The 22,550-nt window shown below is 50.4% G+C and carries 18 protein-coding genes; 10 read left to right on the top strand and 8 right to left on the bottom strand.

The window, feature by feature from the left end:
- Nucleotides 1-113: 113 nt before the first annotated feature.
- The 4 genes from ACZND6_RS03385 to tal all read right to left on the bottom strand — a co-directional run bounded on the left by ACZND6_RS03385 (nucleotide 114) and on the right by tal (nucleotide 4,388).
- Nucleotides 114-2,414 (bottom strand): RelA/SpoT family protein, encoded by a 2,301-nt coding sequence (locus ACZND6_RS03385; protein WP_293738623.1) that lies wholly within the window; start codon nucleotides 2,412-2,414, stop codon nucleotides 114-116.
- Nucleotides 2,415-2,524: 110 nt separating this feature from the next.
- Entirely contained in the window at nucleotides 2,525-2,725 is a 201-nt protein-coding gene (gene rpoZ, locus ACZND6_RS03380) for a DNA-directed RNA polymerase subunit omega (protein WP_008810829.1), read from the bottom strand.
- 18 nt (nucleotides 2,726-2,743) lie between these two features.
- Nucleotides 2,744-3,388 carry a guanylate kinase gene (gmk, locus tag ACZND6_RS03375; protein ID WP_008863385.1) on the bottom strand — a complete coding sequence of 215 codons (645 nt, stop codon included), beginning with the start codon at nucleotides 3,386-3,388 and terminating at the stop codon, nucleotides 2,744-2,746.
- 31 nt (nucleotides 3,389-3,419) lie between these two features.
- Entirely contained in the window at nucleotides 3,420-4,388 is a 969-nt protein-coding gene (tal, locus tag ACZND6_RS03370; RefSeq protein ID WP_293738622.1) for a transaldolase, read from the bottom strand.
- A gap of 66 nt (nucleotides 4,389-4,454) precedes the next feature.
- On the opposite strand from tal, the gene ACZND6_RS03365 reads away from it, so the two are divergent.
- From ACZND6_RS03365 to greA, 6 genes are all read left to right on the top strand, one after another.
- Nucleotides 4,455-5,045 carry an autotransporter outer membrane beta-barrel domain-containing protein gene (locus ACZND6_RS03365; protein ID WP_300874962.1) on the top strand — a complete coding sequence of 197 codons (591 nt, stop codon included), beginning with the start codon at nucleotides 4,455-4,457 and terminating at the stop codon, nucleotides 5,043-5,045.
- Between the two features lie 424 nt (nucleotides 5,046-5,469).
- On the top strand, nucleotides 5,470-6,660 hold the full coding sequence (gene carA / locus ACZND6_RS03360; protein ID WP_293737653.1) for a glutamine-hydrolyzing carbamoyl-phosphate synthase small subunit: 1,191 nt from the start codon (nucleotides 5,470-5,472) through the stop codon (nucleotides 6,658-6,660).
- Entirely contained in the window at nucleotides 6,657-7,259 is a 603-nt protein-coding gene (gene lpcA, locus ACZND6_RS03355; RefSeq protein ID WP_293737654.1) for a D-sedoheptulose 7-phosphate isomerase, read from the top strand. The genes carA and lpcA overlap by 4 nt, the downstream gene beginning before the upstream one ends.
- A 6-nt stretch (nucleotides 7,260-7,265) precedes the next feature.
- Nucleotides 7,266-10,490, top strand: a complete 3,225-nt coding sequence (gene carB / locus ACZND6_RS03350) for a carbamoyl-phosphate synthase large subunit (protein ID WP_293737655.1) — start codon at nucleotides 7,266-7,268, stop codon at nucleotides 10,488-10,490.
- Between the two features lie 54 nt (nucleotides 10,491-10,544).
- Nucleotides 10,545-11,549 carry an ornithine carbamoyltransferase gene (locus ACZND6_RS03345; RefSeq protein WP_008863379.1) on the top strand — a complete coding sequence of 335 codons (1,005 nt, stop codon included), beginning with the start codon at nucleotides 10,545-10,547 and terminating at the stop codon, nucleotides 11,547-11,549.
- A gap of 144 nt (nucleotides 11,550-11,693) precedes the next feature.
- A complete protein-coding gene (gene greA / locus ACZND6_RS03340; protein WP_008810837.1) occupies nucleotides 11,694-12,167 on the top strand; it encodes a transcription elongation factor GreA in 474 nt (157 codons plus the stop codon).
- A 21-nt stretch (nucleotides 12,168-12,188) separates the two neighbouring features.
- Here greA and yhbY read toward each other — a convergent pair whose 3' ends face one another.
- Nucleotides 12,189-12,728 carry a ribosome assembly RNA-binding protein YhbY gene (yhbY, locus tag ACZND6_RS03335; protein ID WP_008863378.1) on the bottom strand — a complete coding sequence of 180 codons (540 nt, stop codon included), beginning with the start codon at nucleotides 12,726-12,728 and terminating at the stop codon, nucleotides 12,189-12,191.
- Nucleotides 12,729-12,766: 38 nt separating this feature from the next.
- Here yhbY and ACZND6_RS03330 point away from each other — a divergent pair, with 38 nt between their 5' ends.
- The gene (locus tag ACZND6_RS03330; RefSeq protein ID WP_008810839.1) at nucleotides 12,767-13,411 is read left to right on the top strand and encodes an RlmE family RNA methyltransferase; all 645 of its coding nucleotides are present in this window, start codon (nucleotides 12,767-12,769) and stop codon (nucleotides 13,409-13,411) included.
- Between the two features lie 97 nt (nucleotides 13,412-13,508).
- Here ACZND6_RS03330 and ACZND6_RS03325 read toward each other — a convergent pair whose 3' ends face one another.
- The 3 genes from ACZND6_RS03325 to ACZND6_RS03315 form a co-directional block, all read right to left on the bottom strand.
- Nucleotides 13,509-14,072, bottom strand: coding sequence for a 6-pyruvoyl trahydropterin synthase family protein (locus ACZND6_RS03325; protein WP_008810840.1), 564 nt, complete (start codon nucleotides 14,070-14,072; stop codon nucleotides 13,509-13,511).
- 41 nt (nucleotides 14,073-14,113) lie between these two features.
- On the bottom strand, nucleotides 14,114-14,506 hold the full coding sequence (locus tag ACZND6_RS03320) for a Fur family transcriptional regulator (protein ID WP_022100265.1): 393 nt from the start codon (nucleotides 14,504-14,506) through the stop codon (nucleotides 14,114-14,116).
- A gap of 155 nt (nucleotides 14,507-14,661) precedes the next feature.
- Nucleotides 14,662-15,711, bottom strand: coding sequence for an alpha/beta hydrolase (locus ACZND6_RS03315; protein WP_489524391.1), 1,050 nt, complete (start codon nucleotides 15,709-15,711; stop codon nucleotides 14,662-14,664).
- Between the two features lie 99 nt (nucleotides 15,712-15,810).
- On the opposite strand from ACZND6_RS03315, the gene ACZND6_RS03310 reads away from it, so the two are divergent.
- From ACZND6_RS03310 to ftsH, 3 genes are all read left to right on the top strand, one after another.
- Nucleotides 15,811-16,716 carry a LysR family transcriptional regulator gene (locus ACZND6_RS03310; RefSeq protein ID WP_022100267.1) on the top strand — a complete coding sequence of 302 codons (906 nt, stop codon included), beginning with the start codon at nucleotides 15,811-15,813 and terminating at the stop codon, nucleotides 16,714-16,716.
- Nucleotides 16,717-16,812: 96 nt separating this feature from the next.
- Nucleotides 16,813-20,259: a DNA polymerase III subunit alpha gene (gene dnaE, locus ACZND6_RS03305; RefSeq protein WP_293737230.1), complete on the top strand. Its 3,447-nt coding sequence runs from the start codon at nucleotides 16,813-16,815 to the stop codon at nucleotides 20,257-20,259.
- A gap of 193 nt (nucleotides 20,260-20,452) precedes the next feature.
- Nucleotides 20,453-22,468, top strand: a complete 2,016-nt coding sequence (gene ftsH / locus ACZND6_RS03300; protein WP_293737231.1) for an ATP-dependent zinc metalloprotease FtsH — start codon at nucleotides 20,453-20,455, stop codon at nucleotides 22,466-22,468.
- The last annotated feature ends 82 nt before the right edge of the window (nucleotides 22,469-22,550 follow it).

Raw genomic sequence — 22,550 nt, 5'->3', positions numbered from 1 at the left:
CTCTCCGCTTTATGGAGATCCGTTAATGAAGCGCCCATTGCGGTACCGCACGATGGGTGCTGTGAGAGAGGGGCGGGGAAACCCGTCCCCCTACTCGATTGACCGTAAGGAAACTATTCGTCGATTTCGACGTCAACGGGCTTCATCGCCGGCGTACTTTCTAAATGACGGCTGACGAGTCGAACGGTATCAATCGTACGAATGGCGTTGATGATCTTCTGCAGATGTTTCGTGTCGCTCACTAAGATTGTGAGCTCGACCTTATCCACGCCGTTTTGTTGGCTCATGGCAAAGCCCGTGACGCTCGAATGCTGCTGAGCAATCATGCTGGTCAATCTTTCAAGCGTGGCATGGGTATTGGTCAATTCAATGTCTAACTTAACCGGATAGCCGCCTTTATATTGGCTGTTCCATTGCAGATCGCGCCAATTTTCAGGGTCGGTTCTCATTCCACGCTGAACGTGACTGCAGTCCTTTCGATGAACATGAAGGGTATTGGTACCGGCGATGTAATGTCCGATGATGACATCATCCATTGCCGGTGTGCAGCAGGGCGCAAGCTTGCAGATTTGGCCTTTGAGTGCTAAGACAGGTTCTTGGGTCTGTTGGACAGTAGTCGCCGTTTCGTTACCCTTCAATGTGTAGGGGGCGGTCAATTGATGAAGAAGCAGGAGGGAGTCCTTCTGTCCCGAGCCGATTGCATCAAGCAAAGCATTCTTGTCTGTGAAACCGTTCGCCTTGCAGACGCGGGTCCAATCCTCATTGGTGACTTTTGAATAGGGTAAGTGATGAGACTTGGAAGATCTCTCCAAGAGTTTGGAGCCCAGTTCGATTTTGCCTTCTTCAGAAAGGGAGCGCATATATTGGCGGATTTCAGCTCTTGCCTTACCGGTTCGAACACTGGAGAGCCAAGAAGGATTAGGCGTGGGTTTGTCGCCCTTGATGATGTTAATCATTTCGCCGTTCTTGAGTTCACGAGTAAGGGGCGCCGTTTCGCCATTAATTTCACAGCCGATTGTGCAATTGCCGAGGTCAGTATGAATTTGATAAGCGAAATCAACTGCTGTTGACCCTTTAGGCAGCTGGATAATTCTGCCTCGCGGAGAGAAGACGTAAACTCGATCGGGGAAAATATCGACTTTGATATTTTCCATAAATTCCAAAGAAGTCCCGCTCTGCTTTTGAATTTCCAGGAGGCCGTTAAGCCAATCCATCGTATTGCGCTGCAGCTGGTCAGAGGTATTTCGGTCGCGGTAAAGCCAATGCGCCGTAATACCGTCTTCACAGATGTGATGCATTTCTTCCGTGCGAATCTGGAATTCGACCATGAGACCGCCAGGTCCGATGACGGTGGTATGCAGGCTCTGGTAACCGTTAGCCTTCGGGATCGCAACGAAATCTTTGAAACGTCCCGGAACTGGTTTATAGAGTTCATGAATCACGCCTAAGGCGCGGTAGCAGTCGTCCCTTGTCGGAACTAAAACGCGGAAGCTGTGCACGTCCAGCACTTCGCTAAAGCGGATCTTGCGTTCCTTCATTTTGGAGTAGATGCGCCAAAGGGATTTGTTTTTACCTTGTACGTCGCCGCGGATTTTACGAGCAGCCAGACGATCCGACGTTTCGTGATAAATCTGATCCAGAGCGTTCTTTTTGCGCATACGGGATTCAGCTACTTTCTTTTCAAGAACACGATAGCGAATCGGGTACATGTAAGAGAAGCTCATGTCGGAGAGCTCTCTATAAACAGAAAAGAGACCAAGGCGGCTCGCAATCGGAGCGTAGATATCCATGGTCTCTTTAGCAATACGGAATTTTTTATGCTGCTTAACCGCGCCCAATGTGCGCATGTTATGAAGACGGTCGGCAAGCTTAATTAGGATGACACGAACATCGCGGGACATCGCGAGCAGCATCTTGTGAAAGCTTTCCGCCTGAGCCTCTTCATTCGAAGAAAATTTGAGCTTGTCCAGCTTTGAGACGCCGTCGACAAGCTCAGCAACTTTCACTCCGAATTTTTCGCTCATTTCGATCTTGGTAATGCCCGTGTCTTCTAAGACATCGTGCATGAGACCGGCCTCAATGGTTTCGGCATCCATGTGCCAGGAGGCAAGGATTTCTGCAACTGCGATCGGATGAGTAATGTAGGGAGCACCGGAATTACGGAATTGACCTAAATGCGCTTGGTCAGCATATCGGAATGCTTCACGAATTTTCTGAACGTCGCTATTAGAGAGGTATTGACGGCAACGTTCGGCAAGCAGATTGGCAGACGCGACAGGGTTGAGTTTTTCCTCTGCGAAGGCATCCTCCTTGGGCTCCGGTTTAGTCGCCGATTTCATGCCGACGGCTGTCATGAACAAGTCTGCGGCTTTTTGTGCGTAGCTTTTTCCTGCAGTTGCGGTATTCGGGGCCATGGTTGCTCTCCTAGCTGAGGTTTTATTTTTCGTGTTTTCTTCTGCGCTTCACCAAAAAACAAAACGGGGTTCGGCTGCGAGCCGAACCCCGACTGTGCAGATAACTTCTATTATCTTATACCGTTGAGCATTTCTAAGCCTGTGACGCCCTCAGCAATTTCACGGAGTGCGGCAACAGTCGCCTTATCCTTACACTCAATCTTAGGAGTATGACCCTGAGAAAGCTGACGAGCGCGGACAGATGCTACGAGAACCATCTGGAAACGGTTCGGGATCTTTTTTAAACAATCTTCAACTGTAATACGTGCCATTGATCTAACCTATCAAATTCAGTTCGGGATTCCGAGCTGAATAAAAATGTCACGACAACGAGCCGCCTGTTTATCAAAACGGAGACGGCTTGCGGTCACGATTGCGCAGAATTCATCGAGCGCATTTTCAAAAACTGAATTAATTATAACGAAGTCAAATTCACTTGCATGAGCCATTTCGGCGCCGGCGCCCAAAAGACGTCTCGTAATGGTCTGTTCGGAATCTTGTCCGCGCTTATGAAGCCTGTCTTCCAAGGCTTGGATAGAAGGAGGCAGGATAAAAATGCTTACAGCTTCGGGGAAATGTTCTCTCACCTGACGGGCTCCCTGCCAGTCAATTTCAAGAAGGACGTCGCCTCCTTTGGCCATTGTGTCCTCAATCCACTTTTTGGAAGTGCCGTAGAAATTTCCATGAACTTCTGCAGATTCTAAAAACTCACCTCTTTCGCGGGCGGCGAGAAACTCCTCGACCGTTGTGAAATGATATTCGCGTCCGTTAACTTCACCCGGACGAGGGGCGCGGGTCGTCGTAGAAATGGAGAGTGCGATACCCGGAATTTTTGCAAGGAGTGCATTGACCAGCGAAGATTTTCCGGCGCCGCTCGGGGCGGAGACCAAAAAGAGCGAGCCTGCATTTCTCGGTTTAAAAGATTGGTTTGTCATTGAAAGACTCTTTTAAAAATAGATTTTGCAATTAATCCTGCGGCCAAATCTTACCTGTCTCGGTACGCATTTGGCGCAGTGTCTCCTTGAGCGTGAGTGTATCTTTTACGAATGCTCTAATACCTTCGTCTAACTTATAAGAAGCCATCTCGTCCTCGCACATTGCGAATCTCCATTGAGCTTCCGTCAGAGGTTCAGCGCGAATCGGAGTGACCTTAGCAACGTCGAGTTTCTGTTCGAATTTTTCTTCTGCCTTCGAGAGCTCTTCAATTAGCTTCGGGGAAATGGTCAGAAGGTCGCATCCGGCAAGCGCCACGATTTGGCCTTTATTGCGGAAACTTGCGCCCATGATCTGGGTCTTAGCGCCCAAACCTTTGAGACGTTCGAAGATCTTTCTGACAGACTGGACACCGGGATCGTTTTCTCCGGCGTTTGCTTCTTCATTCCAATCGGCGCCGGCTTTTTTCTTGAACCAGTCATAGATTCTGCCGACGAAAGGAGAGATCAGAGTAACACCGGCATTTGCTGCGATTTCTGCCTGAGCAACGGAGAAGATAAGCGTCAGGTTGCAGTGAATGCCTTCTTTTTCCAACACGCGAGCGGCTTGAACGCCTTCCCATGTTGCGGCGATTTTGATCAAAACCCGTTCTTTGTCGATGCCTTTTTCTTCATAAAGTTCGATTAAACGACGTGCTTTGGCGTTCGTTTTTTCCACATCAAAGGAGAGGCGGGCATCAACTTCGGTAGAGACACGGCCCTTGACGTGTTTAAGAATCTCAGCACCGAAGTTCACCAGAACGCGGTCTGCAGCGTCTTCTAAGGAGACGGAATTTTCAACTGCTTCCGTTAAGAAAGCCTGATAGGCAGGCTCTTTGGAAGCTTTGAGGATAAGAGAAGGATTGGTTGTTGCGTCTTGTGGTTGGATTTGTGCGATAGACGCGATATCCCCGGTATCAGCCACAATGGTCGTCAGGGAAGCTAATTGATCAAGCTGAGTCATCTCTTTTTATAACTTGGGTCAAATTTTTCTATTGTAAAACCCGAATATCTGTAAAAAGCAAAGAGATTGTTTACATTCGGGAGAAAAGAAGAATTTCAGCTCTGCCGTGGCATTTACACCGATACCGTTGCCCCCTTCGACCACTACCAACAGAAGATCACAACTTCAATGTTGGATGGAAGAGGTGTAAGTAAGGTCAATAACTTCGGTCTCGGTTTATCTGCCGAAGTCGGCAAGAAGTTCGGTTTGACTAAGGACTTCTTCGTCGAGCCCCAGGCTCAGTTGGCTTACTACTGGATCAAGGGTAAAGACTTCTCTATGTCCAACGGTATGAAAGTCGAACAAGATGACTTCAACAGCTGGGTTGGCCGCTTAAGCCTCGTCGCCGGTAAAGACTTCAAAGATGCTGAAGGCAACACCAAGGGTCAGGTCTTTGTAAAGGGCGGCGTCAAACAACAGTTTGCAGGCAAGCAGAAGTTGTATGCCAATTCCATCCAATTTAAGGATGAACTGAAGGGGACAAGCGGATATTATGGTCTTGGCTACGAAGCGAATCCGAATAAGAAGGTCAGCCTTTATGGTTCCCTCGAACGGGAAAACGGCAAGCATTACACGAAGGAAATTGAAGTGTTGCTTGGGCTGAGATACAAGTTCTAGGTATTGCCTCTCGGCTCTAGCACACTCGGCATTCCGCCGAGTGTGCCAAAGCTTCAAGACAAAATTGAAAAGCAAAAATTTGTAGTAATTAGAACCCGCATTTCAAACTGCCTCAAAGCCCTCAACTGGAGGTCTTGACGGCAAATTTCCTCGGGTTTGGGTTCAAAAGCCGGAATGATGATTGTTCCAGCTTAATTTTTTTGACTTTTCAAACTGTCTCAGAAATTATAGAAAACTCTCCTAAATAAATAATCGCCGCCTAAGAACTTTCCTCTATAGCTAAAAACAGTATTTCATCTTTCAAGTCCGCTAAATGCCCGTTGATATAATCAATTTCGCTCGGTCTCAAACTCAACTTGAGTCGAGCTTTTTTCTAACTGCGATCGGGACCGAAACGGCGTCTCGATGGCGATACGGAGTCATAGTGCATAATCATCTAATTAATGACGCCCGACCTGAAGCAGCATTAGTGCTCGCGGACGGAGCTGTTTTTAAAGGCCGGTCTATCGGCGTTTCCGGCATGGCCGTGGGCGAAGTCGTTTTTAATACGGCAATGACGGGCTATCAAGAGATCCTCACGGATCCTTCCTATACAGGACAAATCGTTACTCTTACTTATCCACACATCGGTAATGTCGGCGTAAACCAAGACGATGTGGAATCTTCCGATGTTCACGTTGCAGGCCTCGTGATCCGCAGCGAGTCTCCGGTGGTCTCCAATTGGCGAGGTCAGCGAAGTCTGACGGAATATCTCAAACAAAACGGCATCGTCGCACTGGCCGAAGTGGACACTCGACGACTGACACGCATTCTGCGTACGACAGGCGCCCAGACGGGCTGCATTGTTGCTGCCGCTGAAGGCAAACTCACTGATCATGAAATCGCTGTTGCGGCTAAAACTGCTACAGAAGCACCTCGAATGGTCGGCCAGGAACTGGCTTCTAAAGTCAGCACGACATATCGCTACGAATGGGGCGAAGGTACTTGGCGTATGGACAATGGCCTCGGCCGTCCCGGTTCGTTCCAGCCTGAAGACTATCCCTACAGCGTGGTCGCTTGGGACTTCGGCGTAAAAGAAAACATCCTTCGCTTAATGGCCGATCGAGGTATCCACGTTCATGTTGTTCCGGCGCGCACAACGTTTGAAGAAGCCATGGCGCTTCATCCGGACGGTATCTTCCTTTCCAACGGTCCCGGAGACCCTGAACCCTGCGACTTCGCGATTGAAGTAGCTAAGAAAGCCATCGATGCCAAGATTCCTCTGTTCGGCATCTGCTTGGGCCATCAGATCCTTGGTTTGGCTGTCGGCGGAAAGACCCTCAAGATGAAGTTCGGTCATCACGGCGCTAACCACCCGGTGGTGGATTTGGCAACGAAGCGTGTTTACATCACAAGTCAGAACCATGGCTTTATGGTTGATGAAGCAAGCCTGCCGGAGAATGTTCAAGTCACGCACAAGTCGCTGTTTGACGGTTCTCTTCAGGGCTTCGAACTGAAAGATGCTCCGGTCTTCTGCTTCCAGGGACACCCGGAAGCCAGCCCTGGTCCGCACGACATTCAGCCGCTGTTTGATCGTTTCATTGCCAATATTCAGAAGTACAAAGAGTCTTTATGACAGATAAAGTTCAGACAGTCAGAGCAGCGCTCCAAGAAGCCCGCAGCGGTTTAGACAACCTGCTTTCCAACGAGGAAATGCTCCGCAAGGTCGTCGAAGCGGCTGACCTCATGGTTGCCTCCATGAAGCAGAACGGCAAAGTTATGTCCTGCGGCAACGGCGGCTCTTTATGCGACGCGATGCACTTTGCCGAAGAACTCTCCGGCCGCTTCAGACAAGATCGTCCCGCTTATGCGGCAATGTCACTGGCAGATCCCTCTCATATGTCCTGCGTTTCTAACGATTATGGATACGAAGATGTCTTTTCTCGTTTTGTAGAAGGCATAGGCAGAGAAGGAGATGTTCTGCTCGGTATTACAACGAGCGGAACGAGTAAAAACGTCGTCAAAGCAGCTCAAGCGGCGAAAGCGAAAGGAATAAAAGTCGTTGCTCTCACCGGCAAACCGAATACTCCGATTTGCGAACTTGCGGATGTGGCCATCATCACGCCTGCCGGTCGTTTTGCCGACCGCGTTCAGGAACTGCACATCAAAGTCATTCACATCCTCATCGAGTTAATCGAAGCCGGTATGGCTGAACCCAATCCATCCAAGGAATAAGAAATCATGCCTAAGCGCACTGACATTAAATCGGTTCTGATTATCGGAGCCGGTCCGATTGTCATCGGACAAGCCTGTGAGTTCGATTACTCCGGTGCACAGGCCTGTAAAGCTCTCCGTGAGGAAGGCTATAAGGTTATTTTGGTCAACAGCAATCCGGCGACCATCATGACCGACCCGCAGACTGCGGACGTAACTTATATTGAACCGATCACCAAAGAAGTGGTCGAACGCATTATTGCAAAAGAAAGACCGGATGCCATCCTCCCGACCATGGGCGGCCAGACGGCGCTTAACTGCGCCATGGAACTCGCAAAGAGCGGCGTGCTCGAAAAATACAATATCGAGCTGATCGGCGCTTCTCCCGAGGCGATTGAAAAAGCCGAAGACCGTCTGAAATTCAAAGAAGCAATGGACAAGATCGGACTGAGCAGCGCTCGCTCCGGTATTGCTTACTCTTTAGACGACGCTTTAAAAGTCCAGGCTAAGATCGGCTTCCCGGCAATTATTCGTCCGAGCTTTACGCTCGGCGGCTCCGGCGGCGGTATTGCGTACAACATGGAAGAATTCATCCAGATTTGTACCCGCGGTCTTGAACTCTCCCCGACACACGAACTCTTGATTGAAGAGTCCTTGCTCGGCTGGAAAGAATACGAAATGGAAGTTGTCCGCGACAGCAAAGACAACTGCATCATCGTTTGCTCCATCGAAAACTTCGACCCTATGGGTGTCCACACCGGTGACTCCATCACCGTGGCGCCGGCTCAGACGCTGACTGATAAGGAATATCAGATCATGCGTGACGCCTCCATCGCTATTCTGCGAGAGATCGGTGTCGACACCGGCGGCTCCAACGTTCAGTTCGCTGTGAACCCGAAAGACGGTCGGCTCGTTGTCATTGAGATGAACCCGCGTGTTTCCCGCTCTTCCGCTCTGGCCTCTAAGGCAACGGGCTTCCCGATCGCCAAAGTAGCAGCCAAGCTGGCCGTGGGCTATACGCTCGACGAACTCAAAAACGAAATCACGGGCGGCCGTACTCCAGCATCTTTCGAACCGACCATCGACTATGTTGTGGTCAAGACACCGCGCTTTGCTTTCGAGAAATTCCCCCAAGCTGATAAGCGCCTGACCACACAGATGAAGTCAGTCGGCGAAGTGATGGCCATCGGCCGTACCTTCCAGGAAGCACTTCAGAAAGCACTTCGCGGTCTGGAAACCGGTAAAGACGGCTTAAACGAAATCTCGACCGATCGCGCTACGATCCACCACGAGATCAGTGAACCGGGCCCCGACCGTCTCTGGTACTTGGCCGACGCTTTCCGTTTGGGCTACACCGTCAAAGAAGCTCATCGCGCCACCAAGATTGATCCTTGGTTCTTGGTTCAGGTTAAAGAGCTTGTCGATATTGAGAACCGTCTCAAGGAATACAGCCTGCCTGAGCTCTCCAAGGAAGAAATGCTTTTCCTCAAGAAGAAAGGCTTCTCCGATCGTCGCATTGCTAAGCTTCTGAAGGTCAAGGAAGACCAGGTTCGTGCTCGTCGTTACGAACTCGGAATTCGTCCGGTCTACAAACGCGTGGATACCTGCGCAGGCGAATTCCCGACGGATACCGCTTACATGTATTCGACCTACGAGGAAGAATCTGAAGTTAATCCTTCCGATCGCCGCAAGATCATGATTCTGGGCGGTGGCCCCAACCGTATCGGTCAGGGTATCGAGTTTGACTATTGCTGCGTTCATGCCTCTATGGCGCTCCGCGAAGACGGTTATGAAACCATCATGGTCAACTGCAACCCGGAAACGGTGTCCACCGACTACGACACGAGCGACAGACTGTACTTTGAACCGGTCACGCTCGAAGACGTGCTCGAAATCATCGATGTCGAAAAACCCGAAGGCGTCATTGTTCAGTATGGCGGCCAAACTCCGCTTAAACTCGCTCGCGCCCTGGAAGCCAACGGCGTCAACATTATCGGTACGTCTCCGGATTCCATTGACGCTGCCGAAGACCGTGAACGCTTCCAGCACTTGCTGCAGAATCTCGGACTTCATCAGCCCCCTAACAGAACCGCTCGCACCGAAGAAGAGGCCATTCGTTTGGCTGACGAAATCGGTTATCCGCTAGTTGTTCGTCCGAGCTACGTGCTTGGCGGTCGCGCCATGGATATCGTGCACGACAGAAGCGAACTCGAACGCTACATGCGCGAAGCCATTAAAGTTTCTTTCGATTCTCCGGTTCTTCTGGATCGCTTCTTGGATGACGCCGTTGAAATGGACGTCGATGCCGTCTCTGACGGTAAAGAAGTCAGAATCGGCGGCGTGATGCAGCATATCGAACAGGCCGGCGTTCACTCCGGTGACTCCGCTTGCTCGATTCCTCCGTATTCTCTTGATCCGGCCCTGGTCGAAGAAGTTAAGCGCCAGACCCGCGAAATGGCTCGCGCCTTAAACGTTGTCGGTCTGATGAACGTTCAGTTTGCGATTCAGCACGCCTTCTCCGATCATCCGGAAATCTTCGTGCTCGAAGTCAATCCGCGCGCTTCCAGAACTGTTCCGTTTGTTTCCAAGTCCACCGGACAGCAGCTCGCTAAGATCGCCGCCCGCTGTATGGTCGGCCAGAGTCTGGAAGAGCAGAAGCAGCCGGTAGAAGTTAAACTCGACCACTACAGCGTTAAGGAAGCCGTCTTCCCGTTTGCCAAGTTCTTAGGAGTTGACCCGGTTCTCGGACCGGAAATGCGTTCCACCGGCGAAGTCATGGGTGTCGGCCGCAGCTTCGGCGAAGCTCTCTTTAAGAGCCAGTTAGGTGCCGATTCTGCGATTCCTAAGTCCGGGCGCGTCTTCATTTCCGTCAAGGAAGAAGACAAGCCTCGTCTGCCGCAGCTCGCTAAGAACTTCACGGAAGCAGGCTATCAGCTCGTTGCTACTCGCGGCACGGCCAAAGTCATCCGCGAAGCCGGCTACCGATGCGATGTGGTGAACAAGGTTTCCGAGGGGCGCCCGAATATTGTGGACGAATTGAAAAACGGCACTATCCAATTGGTGATTGCAGTCGCAGCCGAAAGCCGCTCTGAAATCGCAGATGCTTCCGCCATTCGAATTGCCTCACTGGCTAACCACGTGACTTTCTACACGGCTATGGCAAATGCCTTGGCAGTGATTGAAGGAATTCGTCATATGCAGGATACCGAGGTTTATGCGCAGCAAGAGCTGCACAAACACCTTCAGCACTAATTTCATTCTTATGAGCGCTTTCTTTCAAGAAGGCGCAATTAACCGGGAGTAAATATGCCCTTTAATCTGAAAAATCGTTCCTTACTGAGTCTTGTGAACCACACACCCGAAGAGATTGATTACTTGGTTTCATTGGCCGAAGATCTTAAGAAGGCCAAAAGAGCAGGTACGGAACGTCCTCAGCTTCGCGGAAAAAGCATTGCGCTGATTTTTGAAAAAACTTCTACACGTACTCGTTCTGCCTTTGAAGTGGCTGCCTATGATCAGGGTGCACATACGACTTTCTTTGATCCTGCTGTTTCACAGATTGGTCATAAGGAAAGTATTAAAGACTCCGCTCGCGTTTTGGGCTCCATGTATGACGCAATCGAATTTCGCGGCTTCAAGCAGGAAACGGTTGAAGAGCTCGCCGAGTATGCGGGCGTTCCTGTTTTTAACGGACTGACCGATGAATGGCATCCGACCCAGATGCTCTGCGACTTGCTTACCATGAAAGAGGCCAGCGGAAAGCGCTGGAAAGACATCTCTTTTGCTTATCTCGGAGATGCTCGCTTTAACACCGGTAATTCTCTGCTACTTGTCGGCGCAAAAATGGGCATGGATGTTCGTATCGGAGCACCAAAGGCTTATTGGCCCTCTCAGGAATTGATTGACATGTGCCGAGAATTCGCCAAGGCTTCGGGCGCAAGGATCACGATTACTGAAGATCCCGAAGCAGCGGTAAAAGGGGTGGACTTCATCCATACGGATATTTGGGTCTCTATGGGAGAACCAAAGGAAGTTTGGGATGAACGTATCGAAGCGCTTCTGCCCTATCAAGTCAATAAAAAACTGATGGAAGCTTCCGGCAATCCGAACGTGAAATTTATGCACTGTCTGCCTGCCTACCATAACACGGAGACAAAGGTCGGAGAAGCGGTTATCAAGGCTCACCCGGAACTCGCGGGCGGTGTGGAGGTGACTGAAGAAGTATTTGAGTCTCCTGCTTCTATTGTGTTCCAGCAGGCCGGAAACCGCCTTCATACAATTAAGGCAGTCTTAGTTTCCTCTTTGGCATAAACGACGGAAGAAACGTTGCTTGGGAGAAAGCGGGAGTTCGGCCCGCATCAGGAGCAATGAGAGAAACCTCATAACTGAATGCGCTATGATTAGCGCATTCGTTAATAAACAGGCGGTCAACGACCGCCTTTAGATTTTTAGAAAATGCCTATACCTATTACTGCCCGCGGGGCAAAGATGTTGAAAGACGAGCTTCAGCGTTTGAAAACGCAGGATAGACCTGCGGTTGTTCAGGCAATTGCCGAAGCACGTGAAAAGGGAGACCTTTCTGAAAATGCCGAATATGATGCAGCCAGAGAGTCTCAGGCCTTTATTGAAGGCCGAATTTTAGAGCTCGAGAGCAAAATTGCTCAGTTCCAGGTGATTGATCCGTCCACACTTCCGGATAACGGCAAAGTTGTGTTCAGCGCCACTGTGACGATTGAAGATGTTGAGACAGGCAATCGTCAAACGGTTCAGATTGTGGGCAACGATGAAAGCGACACTAAACTCGGTCGTATTTCCGTGGCTAGCCCGATGGCTCGTGCCTTAATCGGCAAGTCGGAAGGGGACGAGGTGGAAGTACAGGCCCCGGGGGGCCTGTCGGAATACGAAATTATTTCGGTCCAATACATCTAATTGATGCATCGATAAAGGCAGTTACTCTTCGGAGATGCCTTTATTCTTGCTGGCTAAGCGGGAGCCCAGGGTTTTGCCTTTGGCTCCCACTGCTTTTACTTGGCCCTTCGGTGTCTTGCCTTTCTTCACGGTTTTAGCCCAGGGAAGGCTCTTAGCTTCCTTGTTCTTGTTCTGAATCATTTCCGTGAGGCGCTTGCGGTTGTTGCGTGCTTTGGCGCCGGTCTTGCGAGCGGCTGCCGGAGCAGCTTTCTTAACCTTCGGGGTTTCTTCGGTTTCTTCTTTTTCAGGAATCGGACGGAACAAGACTAAAAGTTTTCCGATTTGGGTAATCTTGGCGGCGCCGAGTTTGTCAGCCAGCTCTTCAAAAATGGCCGTGCGTTCTTCTCTGTCGTCGCTCGGGACTTTGACCTTGATCAAGCCGTGAGCGGTTAAGGCGCGGTCCACTTCCTTAATCACGGCTTCTGTAAGACCGTTTCCGCCGAGCAGAACCACCGGATCAAGGTGATGTGCTTTTGCCTGAAGTAAGAGGCGAGCGTTACGATCGAGCACTAATTGTGACATTATTAACTCCTTATTTGATTTTTTGAAAGTGTAAGCCTATGCCGGTATCTGAAAAGAAACTTCGCTCTAATCCTGCGTGGATTAAGCGTCACCTGACCGATCCTTTTGTTAAGAAAAGTGTTCAGGAAGGTTACCGAGCCCGTTCGGTTTACAAGCTCATGGAGATTGATGATAAAGATAAAATCATCAAACCCGGCATGAGTGTTGTCGATTTAGGCGCTGCGCCTGGGTCCTGGACCCAAATTGTTAAAGAGCGTCTGACCGATAAGGACGGGAAAATCGACGGTAAAGTTATCGCCATGGATATCCTGCCGATGGAGCCGATTGAAGGTGTCCATTTCCTGCAGGGCGACTTCCGAGAGCAGGAAGTCGCAGACAAGCTAACCGATCTCTTGGAAGGGGAGAAGGTCGACGTCGTTCTCTCCGATATGGCCCCGAACTTGTCCGGTGTTGCCGCGGCCGACGCTGCCCGCTGCCTGCTCTTGAATGAACTGGCCTTGGATTTCGCTAAAGAGAACCTCAAGAAGAACGGTTCTTTTGTTTGCAAGGTGTTTCAGGGGAGCGGCTATTCTCAGTACGTTGAAGCTTGCAAAAAAACTTTTAGAAAGGTTTCCGTGCGAAAGCCCGAGGCCTCCAGAAGTTCTTCGGCAGAAGTGTATATTGTTGCGCGTGATTTGAAATAACCGGCTGCAAGAGAAACAGCAGGTTTTCCTTCTGAGAGAAACCCTGCTGAGATTTTTTAACCCCTTGGGAGAGGCTACTTGTCAAAAGGTTATCGTCCTATTTGCGGTAACCGCACTTCGGGCATACGCCGTTCTCATCTAACGCGATACCGCAGAGAGGACAGCGGTCCACAGTTCCTTGAGGTTTATATTCCTGAGAAGCTGCATTTACACCGCTCGTGAAAGTGATTTTGGCAATGTTGAGTTTGTCTTTCAGCAGATCGTAAGCGATCTTGATCATTCCTTCCGTGGTGAGCGTTTCCTTTGTAACGACAAGACGGCAATCGGGATAACAGGTAATGAGGTCTGTCTTAACTGGAGCACCCTTCATTCTGTTGGAGGGAGCTCCGTTTCGAATGCCTTGTGCATCGTAGACGGCAAGGATAGCGGGAAGCAAAGGATCATCCTCTCTAAGAATCAGAGCGTGGTCGAAGTTCTTCAAAACTTCCCAAGCAGTCTTTCGAATTTCGTTGCAAGGAAAGACCATATTGACCCCAGGTTCGATCGTGTCTTCAACTTCGATGGTTAAAACACCGGTATGTCCGTGTAAATACTGGGCTTCTCCTTGAAAATTAAGAAAACGATGTGCGTACTGCAAATCAAAAGACGTGATGCTTCTCATACTTTTCTCCTTAGTGAGGACGGTATCAATTTCAATTCGGTTTAATGTTTTTTCTTGGCGCATTCGGGACAGAGCCCGACAAATGTGAGGTCATGACTCTTTATCAGATATTCATTTCTTTTTCTGACTTTCTCATCTAGAAATGCCATGTAAGGCATTTCTACATCCATTACCTTGCCGCATTGCTCGCACCTCAGGTGATAGTGATTGCTGCAAATATGGTCGTAACGTTCAGGAGAACCTGAGATGTTGCGAAGTCGAATTTCTCCTTCTTCTGCTAACAGTTTTAAGTTTCTGTAAACAGTTGCACGGCTGATGGTCGGGCAGTTTTTTTGAACTTCCTGATAAACCTCGTCAGCAGTCGGATGGTTCTGCAGCTGCCTTACTGCGCTTAATACCAGTTGTCTCTGAATCGTGTTACGAGAATTAGTCATTGCCTTTAATAACATTAAATCTTGATTAATATACTATCCTAATTAGGACAAAGTATCGATAAAAGACTTTTGCGTATTGTAATAATTTATTTCTAATAAAAACAGAAGGGCGGCCGATAGGCCGCCCTCGAAAGGCGAATCAAGAAGCGTTTGTTTTAAGAAAAACTCTTTTTGTAAAACGCAACGATTTCCCTCATAGGAATATATTTCATGTTGTCGTAGAGATCCGTGTGATTGGCTGCCGGAATAATCATGAGTGTTTTGTTGTCGCCGGTGAGCTTCTTGAAAGCGTCTTTGCTGAAATACAGAGAGTGGGCTTTTTCTCCGTGGATCATCAGCACCGGACTTCTAATTTCGTCAGCGAAAGTCAGCAGCGGTGTATTGATGAAGGAGAGCGCCGAAGTCTTGTTCCAGTGTCCGTTGGAGTTGATGGACCTCGGATGGAAGCCTCTCGGTGTCTTGTAATACTCCCAGTAATCTTTTACGAACTGAGGTTCATCGCCGGTAAGTTTATCAGGCAGACCTGCGCCGGGTGCGTAGGTTCCGTCTTTGGTGTCTTCGGTACGCTGGGCATTCAATTCCTGCTTCAATGCATAGCGAGCATTTTTATCCATCTTGTCGAAATAGCCATAGGTGTTCACACGGCTCATGTCGTACATAGTGGAGGTGACGGTAGCTTTGATGCGGGTGTCGATTGCAGCGGCGTTCAATGCAAAACCGCCGAATCCGCAGATGCCGAGCACCCCGATCTTGTTGTGGTCGACGCCCTTGAGGTTCGACAGATAATCGACAGCTGCGGAGAAATCTTCCGTACTGATGTCAGGAGAAGCTAGATTGCGGGGGAAGCCGGAGCTTTCACCGGTAAAGGACGGATCAAAAGCTAAAGTCACGAAGTCGTTTGCGGCCAATGTCTGCGCATAAAGTCCCGAAGCCTGTTCCTTGACTGCTCCGAACGGGCCGCAAACAGCGATAGCCGGCAGGTCGCCCGACACGCCTTTGGGGCAATATAGGTTACCGATTAATCTCGTGCCGAAGCGGGTATAAAAAGATACTTTTTTATGTTCGACCCTGTCGTCCTGCGGGAACGTTTTGTCCCATTTCTCTAAATTGTTCATCTTTGTTTTTCCCTCCAAGGAGCGTACAGGTCCCGCAACGGTTAAAGCGGTAAGTGTTGCAGCTCCGATAATGAAAGATCTTCTTTGCATGATTTTCGACTGACGTTGAAAACGAGTAGGGACAGAATAGAAGCTTTGTTTTAACATATCAAATACTTATTTAACAACTAAGATATGCTTTTTTAGTATATGAATTTGAGAAGTCTTCGTTTCTTCCTTGCTGTCGCAGAAAACAACGGCGTTCAAAAGGCCGCGGAATCCCTGCATCTGACTCAGCCGAACATCTCTCGGGCGCTTAAGGCCTTGGAAGAAGAGTTGAACGCGCAGTTGTTTGTTCGCACGGCCCGCGGAGTGGAAATCACTGAGGAAGGCGAACTTCTCAGAATGCGGGCGGAAGAAATCTTGTCTTTGGTGGACAAGACCAAGGCCGAATTTGTAGATTCAAAGGGTAGTGAGCTGAGCGGGGAAGTGCGGATCGCTGCCGGTGAGTCTGAAGGCATGCGCAATGTCATTCGGGCGATGTCGCTTTTTAAAGCTATACATCCGAAGGTTGAGTTCTCAGTGACGAGCGGCAACAGCGCTAATGTGGCCTATCAGTTGAATGTCGGGCTCTCCGACCTCGGAATTGTGTTTGATCCTTTTGACGTCTCGAAATACGAATACACCCGCTTGCCCTGGAAAGAAGATTGGTGCGTCTATCTGCGCAAAGACGATCCGCTCGCAGAAGAGCCATTCGTTACACCTCAGATGCTTCGAGATCGTCCGCTGATATTGTCAGCACAAACCCGAGGTGCCGGCTTTTTGAAGTCTTGGCTTGGGCGCAGTCTTGAAGAGCTAAATGTGGTGGCGTATTTCACGCTGATCAACACGCCGAAACTCATGGTTGAAGAGGGCCTCGGTCTGATGATCTCTTTTGATAACTTAATCGACCTGGATCCAAACGGCCCCTTAATGGTTAAGCCCTTATCCCCTAAACTTCATTCTGCTACCTATCTCATCAGAAAGAAGGAAAAAGTGCTCTCCCGCGCGGCGCAAGCCTTCCATGAATATTTGAAAGACTACGCATTGAGCGCAGAAGCAGCTCAAAACAATTAAGCCGAAGAACGGGTCGAGGATGTTTGGCAGCTGCGCTAAACTTTCCTGCACGCTTTGAGCTCCGTTTTAAAACAGCATCTTTTTATTTTGGAAAATATGACTCAAGATTTCGTCCATCTTCGTATGCATACCGAGTTCTCAATCAAAGACGGTATGCTCAACCCGAAGAAAGTAGTACATAAGGCGATTGCCTCCGGGATGAAGGCGCTGGCGATTACAGACGCCACGGCGATGTTCGGTGATGTCATTTTCTATAAAGCCGCATCAGCCGCCGGTATCAAGCCGATTCTCGGCGCGGACTGCTCGATTACGAATCACTACAACCGTGATGATTATCTGCGCCTCTTATTTTTAGCGAGAAATCATCAGGGCTACCTGACGCTTTGCGACCTGCTGAGCCGTGCGTGGCTCACCAATCAATATAAAGACAGAGGCGAAGTCGACCTCGACTGGATTACGCCGGAAATGGCCGACGGCTTGATTGTGCTCTCCGGCTTCAATACCGGGGCGATCGGTAAGGCTATCCTGAACGGAAGTTTATCGGCTGCCGAACAGGAAGCCCGCAGATTGTCCCAGAAATTCCCGCACTTCTTTATGGAGCTGCAGAGAGTGGGGCGCCCGAATGACGAAATGCTCGTCGCCGAATCCGTCAAGCTCGCCAAGAAACTCGGGCTGCCGGTTGTTGCTACTCAGCCGATTCAGTTTGAGAACTCGGAAGATTTTGAATTCCATGAAGCTCGCGTGGCGATTGCCGACGGCTTCACGCTGGCAAATAAGGCTCGTCCTCGTATTTACACGCCTCAGCAGTATTTCCGTACGAAAGAAGAAATGTGCGAGCTCTTCAAAGACATTCCTTCTGCGATTGAAAACAGCGTTGAAATTGCAAAACGCTGCAATGTCACGATCAAACTCGGGAAACCGCAGCTGCCGATTTTCCCGACGCCCGACGGTATGTCTCTCAAAGACTACATGGCACAGCTCGCGCGCGAGGGCCTAGACCGCCGCCTGAAAGTCTTATATCCGGATGAGAAAAAACGCGAAGCAGAGTTCCCGCGCTACAAGGAACGCCTGGAGCGTGAGATCAAGATCATTCAGGACATGGACTTCCCGGGTTACTTCCTCATCGTGCAAGACTTTATTAACTGGGCCAAGACCCACGGCTGTCCTGTGGGTCCGGGCCGCGGTTCGGGTGCCGGTTCCTTGGTGGCTTACAGCTTGGGTATTACCGACTTGGATCCGCTTGCGTACGACTTGCTGTTCGAACGCTTTTTGAATCCGGAACGTGTGTCCATGCCTGACTTTGACGTGGACTTCTGCCAGAACAACCGCGGACGCGTGATTGAGTACGTGAAATCCAAGTACGGCGAAGAGTCCGTGAGCCAGATTGCGACCTTCGGTACGATGGGTGCCAAGGGCGTCATTAAGGATGTCGGCCGTGTTCTCGATATGTCGTATTCCGAGGCTGATCGCCTTTCCCGCATGATTCCGACGCGCCCCGGTCACAACACGACCCTTGAAGAAGCGCTCAGCGAAGAGCCGCAGTTCCGCGCTGAAGTTCGCAACAATCCTCAGGCCCGCAAACTCATTGAGTACGCCTTGAAATTGGAAGGCACCACCCGAAGCTTGGGCATTCACGCAGGCGGCGTGCTGATTGCACCGGGCAAACTGATTGATTTCTGTCCGCTCTACGCAGCAGGCATGCTGCCGGAAAACGTCATCAGTATGTATGACAAAAAGGACGTGGAAGCCGTAGGTCTGGTGAAGTTCGACTTCCTTGGTCTGACAACGCTCACGATTATTGAACGTGCGCTCGACTACATCGAAAAGAACACCGGCGTTCGTCCGGACATTGAGCACATGGAGTGCGATGATGAGGACACGTACAAGAAGATTTTCCAGACCGGAGATACGGTTGCCGTGTTCCAGTTTGAATCTCCGGGTATGCACAAGCTTCTGATTGATGCGAAACCGACTCAGCTTTCCGACTTGATCGCTTTGAACGCCTTGTATCGTCCGGGCCCGATGGACCTGATTCCGGACTTCCTGGATATTCGTGCCGGACGCAAGAAAGCCGAATATGCGGATCCCCGTTTGATTCCGATTCTGGAAGATACGGCCGGCATTATGGTGTATCAGGAACAGGTGATGCTGGTGGCGCAGAAGATCGGCGGCTACTCACTCGGCGGCGCTGACATTCTTCGACGCGCCATGGGTAAGAAAGACGTTGCCGAAATGGAACGCCAGAGCAAAGTGTTCATCGAAGGTGCGGCAAAGAACGGCGTTTCTGAGGAAGTGGCCGCTCACTTATTCGAGTTAATGCGTAAGTTCGCAGGCTACGGCTTTAACAAATCCCACGCTGCTGCATACTCTTATGTTGCCTATAAAACCGGCTGGCTGAAGAATTACTACCCGGCAGAATTCCTGGCTTCCTCTTTGAGTGAAGTGATGACCGATCCGGAGAAGTCTCTGAAGATTTTGATGGATGCTAAACGCCATAGTGTCAAACTTCTCGGGCCGGATATCAACGAGAGCGAATTTAACTATACCAGTCCCAAGACGATGGAAATTCGTATGGGCTTAGGCGCCCTAAAGGGTGTGGGTTCAGCACCTGCAGAAGCTATCAAGACCGAAAGAGAACAAAATGGTCCGTTCAAAGACCCGTTCGATCTCGTCAAACGGGTGGGCTCTCAGCTCATCACGAAGAAGATTATCCAGGTCTTTGCAATGGCAGGCGTCTTTGATTCCATTGAGCCCAATCGCCGCAAGTGGTTTGAAAATGCTGACGTGGTAGTTCAGTCTGCTCAGGAAAACGAAAAGGCGGCTGACCAGTTCAGCCTCTTCGGAGAAGAACCGTCTAATGAAGTACCGATCAAGGAAGTTGCGCCTTGGAGTGACCGCACTCGGATGGAAAAAGAGCAGTATGTTCTCGGCTTCTATTTCTCGGGTCATCCGCTGGAAGCCTATCAGTCGGAACTCAAGCGTAATTTCGGAGCTCTTGTGGCAGGTACCGAATCTGAGAATCCCGGGGAATACCTCGTTGCCGGTATGTATCTCGGCTGCGAACAGCGCCGCGGCAAGGACGGTTCCCCGTTCGTTACGCTGCATTTGGCGACGCCCGACGGTCCGGTGGACTACAGCGTTAAGAACCAGTACTTCGAACAGGAAAGAGTCCGAATCAAAGAGATTCCCAAAGGCGAGATTGTGGTCGTGGAACTTAAAAAGTCTCACAGTAAGAAGAGCGGAAAGACCTGGGCAAGTCCCGGAGCCTTCTATCCGCTCTACGAACTGCGTCATCGCCAGAGAGCGCATATTGTCATTCAGCCGGCGGAAGAAGCCGATCCGAAGGAGCTCGAGCGCCTGATTTTGGACGTCCAGATGACGCATCCCGAAGAAGCGATCCGCGTGGACTTCGAATTCTCGGACGACCGCAGTTTCCGAGTTCGTCTGCCCTGTCCGTATAAAGCAGCCGCCGATTGGACATTGGTCCGAGATTTAGAGGATTCGCCCTCTATTCGGCAGGTTGAAGTGGCTTACGGCTTGTAACTTCAGCTCCCGAACTGAGAAAAAATTAGGTTTTTAGGCTAAGTATTATTCATAATTTATAGAAATCGCAAGAAAAGGTAAGAAAGGCCTTTTTTGTTACTCGGTTTTTGGTATTGTTTGATAATCAGGGCGGGTTTCGCCCTTATAAATCGACAACCGACGGCCCCATAGGCCGTGCATTTGAGGTGAAATTTTGAACAAAAATAATTTATTCGCCAAAGTTGCCGTATGGATCGTGATTGCCTTAGTGCTGTTTACTGTATTTAAGCAGTTTGACGGCGCTAAGAAGATGGTGGCTAATGAACCGTCCACGAGCTATACGCAATTTATGGACCAAGCCAAGGAAGGCAAAATTAAACGCGTCGATGTTCAGGGTCGTACGCTTACCGTCACTCCGACGGAAGGAGCTGCCTATAAGATCACAGCTCCCGGAGACCTTTGGATGGTTGAAGATCTCCGTAAGGCCGGTGTTCAGGTCTACGGTCAGCCTGATGAAGAACAGAGCTTCTTAGCTTCCATCTTTATTTCTTGGTTCCCGATGCTCATCCTCATCGGCGTGTGGATTTTCTTCATGCGTCAAATGCAGGGCGGCGGAAAGGGCGGTGCTTTCAGCTTCGGCAAATCTAAAGCCAGAATGCTCGACAGCTCGAATAACAATGTCACTTTTGCCGACGTCGCCGGCTGCGATGAAGCCAAAGAAGAAGTGACCGAAATCGTGGATTACCTCAAGGATCCGAGCCGTTATCAGCGCTTAGGTGGTCGTATTCCCCGCGGCGTGCTGCTCGTCGGCTCTCCGGGTACCGGTAAAACACTTTTGGCCAAAGCCATTGCCGGCGAAGCCAAAGTTCCCTTCTTCACAATTTCCGGTTCCGACTTCGTTGAAATGTTCGTCGGTGTCGGTGCCGCTCGTGTTCGCGACATGTTCGAGAACGCTAAGAAGAATTCTCCCTGCATCATCTTCATCGACGAAATTGATGCGGTCGGCCGTCAGCGCGGAGCCGGTCTCGGCGGAGGCAATGACGAACGCGAACAGACTTTGAACCAGATGCTCGTCGAGATGGACGGTTTCGACACCAACAGCAGCGTCATCGTGATCGCTGCCACGAATCGCCCTGACGTTCTCGACCCCGCATTGCTGCGTCCGGGCCGCTTTGACCGTCAGGTCGTGGTTCCGCTGCCCGATATTCGCGGCCGTGAACAGATTCTGAAAGTTCACATGCGCAAGATTCCGGTCGGCGCCGACGTGGACGAGTCTGTCCTCGCTCGCGGTACGCCCGGCTTCTCCGGTGCCGATTTGGCTAACCTCGTGAACGAAGCGGCCTTGTTTGCCGCTCGCCGCAACGGCCGTGTAGTTGCCATGGAAGACTTCGAACGCGCTAAAGACAAGATCATGATGGGCGCTGAGCGCAAAGCCATGGTCATGTCCGAAGACGAAAAACGCAACACGGCTTACCACGAATCCGGCCATGCTCTGGTTGCACGTCTGATGCCGAAGAGCGACCCCGTACACAAAGTCACGATTATTCCTCGCGGACGTGCGTTGGGTCTGACGATGCAGCTGCCTGCCGAAGACCATTACTCTTATGACAAGCAGTATCTGCTCTCTCGTATCGCCATCCTGTTCGGCGGACGTATTGCCGAAGAAGTTTTCATGCATCAGATGACAACGGGTGCGTCTAATGACTTTGAACGCGCCACTCAGATGGCTCGCGACATGGTCGTCCGCTACGGCATGAGCGATGTGATGGGCCCGATGGTTTACGGTGAAAACGAGAACGAAGTGTTCCTCGGCCGCTCCGTGACTCAGTCCAAGCATATCTCCGAGAGCACGATGGAAAAGGTCGATGCAGAAGTTCGCCGCATTATTGACGAACAGTACGCAATTGCCCGTAAGCTCATCGAGTCTCATCAGGATGAAATGCACAAGATGGCGAACGCTCTGCTCGAATGGGAAACCATTGACGCCGAGCAGATCGACGACATCATGAACGGTAAGGATCCGCGTCCTCCCAAGCAGCTGAGCAAGGTTCGCAGAAAGAACGAAGAAGCGGCTCAGCCGGCTGAAGGAGAACAGACCGCTCAGGCAGCTCCGGCAGAAGAGAAGACGGAGCAGGCTCCGCAGACCGAGTCGCCTGAACCTGAAGCTCCTTCCGAGGAAGTGAAACCGGAAGATAAGCCGAAGGATTCCGACGATCGTCCTAAAGCCTAAAATAACGATTGCAATAGAAGAGGCCGCTTCCGCGGTCTCTCTATTTTTAGTGCGGAAGGACAGTGACAGCTCATCGAAGAAA

Source organism: Parasutterella sp., from assembly GCF_057870745.1.
This window is presented reverse-complemented; position numbering and strand designations above follow the sequence as displayed.